Raw genomic sequence first — 4,588 nt, forward strand, 5'->3', positions numbered from 1 at the left:
ATAAGCCACTCGCCCAGAGACCACGCTCGGCGCCGCACCGGTGACAAGGTGTGCCTCGACGTCGGCGGGCGCCTGGTGCAGCCGAGGGCCGTAGTCCTGCGGTTCGGCCCCGATGAAGACCCCGGTGAGGCTTTTACGAAGTGTGTGCGCGTCGATGCCCGCCCGCTCGATGGCCTCCCAGCAGGTTTCGAGCACCAGCCGCTGCTGCGGGTCCATCGCCAGGGCCTCGCGCGGACTGATCCCGAAGAACTCCGCGTCGAACTCCGCGGCGTCGTGCAGGAAGTGGCCCACGCGCGCATAGGTGGTGTTCCCGGCATCGGGGTCGTCGTCGAAGAGCCGGTCGAGATCCCATCCTCGATCGGTCGGGAACTCCGACACGGTCTCCCGGCCGTCGCGGACCAGCTCCCACAACTCCTCAGGGCTGGCGATCCCACCGGGGTAGCGGCAGGCCATGCCCACGATCGCGATCGGTTCGTCACCGAAGACGGCGGGTGTGATCTCGACGGCCGACGTCTCGCCGAGCCCGAGCGCCTCGGTGACGAGGTAGTCGACCAGGGCGGACGGCGTGGGACGGTCGAACGCGATGCCGATCGGCAGCTCGATGCCGAGCTCGGCGACGAGCCGGTCGTGCAGGTCCACCGCGCCGAGAGAATCGAGCCCCATGTCCTTGAAGCTCTGCTCGGGGGAGATCGTCTCCAGCGCTCCGGGCATGATGGCGCTCATCACGTCCAGCGTCGTACGGCTCACCAATTCGATGAGGACGGCTCGGCGTCTCGCCATGGAGAGGTCGGCCAGCTGGAGCGTGAAGCTCGTCGCTCGCCTGGCACCGGTGGCCGGGGTGCCGCTGGCGTCGGACGCACTGTGATCGGACGGGCTCATCGTTGACTCTCCCTACGAACGGCGGTGGTTCTGCCTCTGCATTCGGATAGAGCAGCCGACATCGGGGACGGCGAGGTCCTGCCGGAGGCAGGGAGGCGCTGAGGCGCTAGGTCTGCATGCGGGTGAAGATCACGCGGGACGCGGAGACGACCTCGTCGCGGCGCAGGGTGATCTCCATTGGCGCCGGACGCCCCAGGAACATGACCAGGCTGGCCGTCATGCCGTAGGCTCCGGCGTTCGGAATGGTCACCAGATCGCCCGGCCGCAGGTCGGGGACGGCGACGTTGCGGCCGAGGATGTCGCCCGGGGTGCAGAGCGGGCCGACCAGGTTCGCGACGGCGGAGCCGCGGCCGTTCTCGTCGCCATCGAGCGCGACGGAGACCGGCAGCAGACGTCCGAGTCCGGACATGCCTCCCAGCACGTTGATCCCGGCGTCCAGGATGACGAACCGGATGCCGCGGCTCTCCTTGACGTTGGTGACGGTGCAGAGCAACCGTCCGCAGTCACCGACGAGATACCGTCCGGATTCGGCGGCGATGCGCGGGCTGCCCTGCCGCCAGGAGGGGAAGTACGAGTCGAGGATCTCCTCCAGCGCGGCGCGGAGCCCCCCGTACAGGGGACGTTTGCCGGGCGTGAGGTAGGGGGAGGCGAAGCCGCCGCCGAGGTCCAGTAGTTCCGGGACGAGGCCGGTCGAGTCGCGCACCTTGGCGGCCGCGGTGATCGTGTGCGTCAGCTCCGCGATGAGAGAGTCCTCGTCCTTCGCGTTGCTGAGCGAGAACAGGTGCATCCCCGACAGACGAGTGCCGGGGACGGACCGGAGCTCGGGCATGAGATCGGGCAGCGTCTCGCTGTCGAAACCGAACTGGGAGGGCGTGCCCGTCATGCGGATGCTGGTGGTGGCGCCGGGCCCGGAGCTGTTCACCCGCAGGAGGCAGGACGCGGTCGCGCCCTGGCTCAGCGCGGCGTGTCCGACACGCCGCAGGTCGCCGACCGACTCGACGGAGAAGACGCGGACACCTGCCTCGACGGCCGCCTCCACCTCCTCCGACGTCTTGCCGGGCCCGGTGTAGAGGATGTCGAGCGGATCGAATCCCGCGGTCAAGGCCGCCACCAGCTCGCCTGCGGAGCTGATCTCAGCCTTGCACGAGGAATCGGCCCCCCTTCGCAAGGCCTCGGCGATTCCCGGATGGGGGTTCGCCTTGAACGAGAAGTAGACGATCGTTCCCCCGGGCAGGGAGGCGAGCAGGTCGTCACGTGCCGCAACAGCACGGTCCAGGTCGTAGACGTACAGCGGTGAGCCGTAACGCTCGACGAGGTCGGCGTCGCTCTTCAGGTTCACGGCTTCTCTTTCTGCCTGAGGAGACCTTCGGCCCTGAAGTTCTCCATGTACGGGCCTGGGGTTGGCATGCGTGGCTACTCGCAGGGGAGCGGTCGGGTCGAGGGCCTGGCGTCAGCTCATGCCAGGGTCGCCAGGAAATCGAGCATGACCTTCCGGAAACGCTCCGGCTCCTCCAGGTGCGGCGAGTGACTGGAGTTCTCGAAGACCACTTCGCGGCTCTCGGGAATGAGGTCGAGAAATGGCCGTACCGATTCCGGGGTGACCTCGTCGTGCCGGCCCGAAAGCACCAGAGTGGGCACGGAGATGTCGGCCAGCAGGTCTATGGTGCTCCAGTCCTTCAACGTGCCGGTCACATGGAACTCGCACGGCCCGTTCATGGTGTGGTAGACGGTCGGGTTGCTGAGCGTGTCCATGAACGTCGCCATGAACTCGTTGGGCCACGGTCGTATTCGGAGCACATGCCGGTTGTAGAAGACCATCATCGCTTCGTAGTACTCGCGGGAGTCGGTCGTCCCGGCCGCCTCGTGGGCGAGCAGGACGTCGTTCACCTCGACCGGCAGGAGGTCGCGCAGGATCTTCAGTTCCTTGCGCCATTCCGGATACGAAGCCGGCGAGTTCGCGATGATCAGCCCGCGTAGCCCAGATGGGTGGTGGGACGCGTGCCGCACAGCCAGCAGCCCGCCCCAGGAATGCCCGAACAGGACATAGTCGTCGGCGATTCCGAGGCGGTCCAGCAGATTGCCCAACTCGTCGTCGAAAAGCTCCGGGGTCCAGAACCCGGGGTCCGCGTCGTCGACATGGGTGGAACCGCCGTTGCCGAGCTGGTCGTAGTGGATCACCGGCCATCCCGCGCCGGCGAGTTCCGCCAACGGGAGCAGGTAGTCGTGGGTGCCGCCGGGTCCTCCGTGCAGGGTCACGACAGCCGGTTTCCCCTGCCCTAGGGCGCCGGTCACGCGGTACCAGGTCACGTGATCGCCGAACGGCACGGTGCCCCTGGCGCTGGGGGACAGGGCCAAGCCAACCACCTCATCACGGTCGGTGCGGAGACGGCGTCGCACGCCACAGGCCGTTCGTCGCGGCACCATTCGATGGGTTGACCACAGTCCATGTGAGCGACCTTGACGACGCTAGGCGAAGGCCGCTCGAAGGCGGACCCCCTAGGCGGCCCGTGTCTTTCCCCTATGACGTCCGATCACATCGGTCTTCATTTCGGTACGCATCCATTGCCCCGAACAGCTTGTTCCTGGCTGCGGGATTCCGCTGCCGCGGCAGCCCGGTGACGCCCTGTTTCCGAGGGTGGGCGTTCTGGGAACGGCTCGGCCTTACCCGGCTTCATTCCATGACTGCCGGAACGCTCGGATGCCCCGATGCATCATCAGGGCGTTCCATCACCTGAGAAAACTCCGCGGAGCGACGGATGAACGCTCGCAGGGGGAGTTAAGGGTGAGCTAGGGGTCGGTGACTTCTATACGGCTGATTACTGTCTCGTCAGAGTCGATGAAGCTCCGGCGGGTTGCTCGAGGTGCTGATCACCGCGCGAGCCGGAAGGAACTGAATGAGCGTCACAGTCACCCCACTCACTGATGCGACGGTTTCCGCTTGCTCGGATGTACGACGGTTCGGTCTCCTGTCGATCCTTGTGGCCTGAACCAGGGCGACAGGGAGACCCGCTTCGTGAGGTGACCCCCTTGGCCCCTCGATCGAACATGCGCCGCAGGGCGCACCACGATCCAGAGAGGCCATGCCTTTTTGCTTTCCGAGTCCCACCCCCCTACGTGAAGGGCTGGTCGACGTTCCATGGCTGCTGACGACAAGTTCCGCGAATACCTCAAGCGCGCCAGCGCCGACCTTCAGCGGACTCGCCGGCGCCTGCGCGAGGTCGAGGCGAAAGACCGCGAGCCGATCGCGATCGTGGGCATGGCCTGCCGTTACCCCGGGGGAGTGGAATCTCCCGAAGACCTGTGGAACATGCTGGTGGAGTCGCGTTCGGGGATCTCGGCGTTTCCCGAGGACCGGGGCTGGGACATGGACGCGCTCTACGACCCGGACTTCACCAGCAGCGGAACCACCTACGTGCGCGAAGGCGGTTTCCTCGAAGGAGCCGGCGACTTCGACGCGCAGTTCTTCGGGATCAGCCCGCGCGAGGCCCTGGTGATGGATCCGCAGCAGCGGCTGGTGCTTGAGGTCTCGTGGGAGGTTCTGGAGCGGGCCGGGATCGCCCCCGGCAGTTTGCGCGGTACGCCCACAGGGGTCTTCATCGGAGGGACGCAGACCGGATACGTCGCCGGCATGGGGCCCTTCCCCGAGGGGGCGGAAGGGTATGTGCAGACCGGTAACACGAGCTCTGTGATCTCCGGCCGGGTGGCGTAC

Annotated in this window: 4 protein-coding genes; 1 reads left to right on the top strand and 3 read right to left on the bottom strand. The window is 66.8% G+C overall.

Annotated features, from left to right (window positions below; all coding sequences use genetic code 11):
• The 3 genes from ACIA8R_RS52900 to ACIA8R_RS52910 all read right to left on the bottom strand — a co-directional run.
• A partial coding sequence (locus tag ACIA8R_RS52900) for a type I polyketide synthase (protein WP_364104760.1) occupies positions 1 to 879 on the bottom strand: 879 nt, incomplete at its 3' end.
• Between the two features lie 106 nt (positions 880 to 985).
• Positions 986 to 2,218 carry a type III PLP-dependent enzyme gene (locus ACIA8R_RS52905; RefSeq protein ID WP_397045834.1) on the bottom strand — a complete coding sequence of 411 codons (1,233 nt, stop codon included), beginning with the start codon at positions 2,216 to 2,218 and terminating at the stop codon, positions 986 to 988.
• 116 nt (positions 2,219 to 2,334) lie between these two features.
• Positions 2,335 to 3,234: a proline iminopeptidase-family hydrolase gene (locus ACIA8R_RS52910; RefSeq protein WP_397045836.1), complete on the bottom strand. Its 900-nt coding sequence runs from the start codon at positions 3,232 to 3,234 to the stop codon at positions 2,335 to 2,337.
• 781 nt (positions 3,235 to 4,015) lie between these two features.
• On the opposite strand from ACIA8R_RS52910, the gene ACIA8R_RS52915 reads away from it, so the two are divergent.
• Positions 4,016 to 4,588, top strand: a 573-nt coding sequence (locus ACIA8R_RS52915; protein ID WP_364104751.1) for a beta-ketoacyl synthase N-terminal-like domain-containing protein, incomplete at its 3' end; no start/stop codon positions are given.

Source organism: Nonomuraea sp. NPDC051191 (assembly GCF_044455665.1).
Lineage (GTDB): Bacteria > Actinomycetota > Actinomycetes > Streptosporangiales > Streptosporangiaceae > Nonomuraea.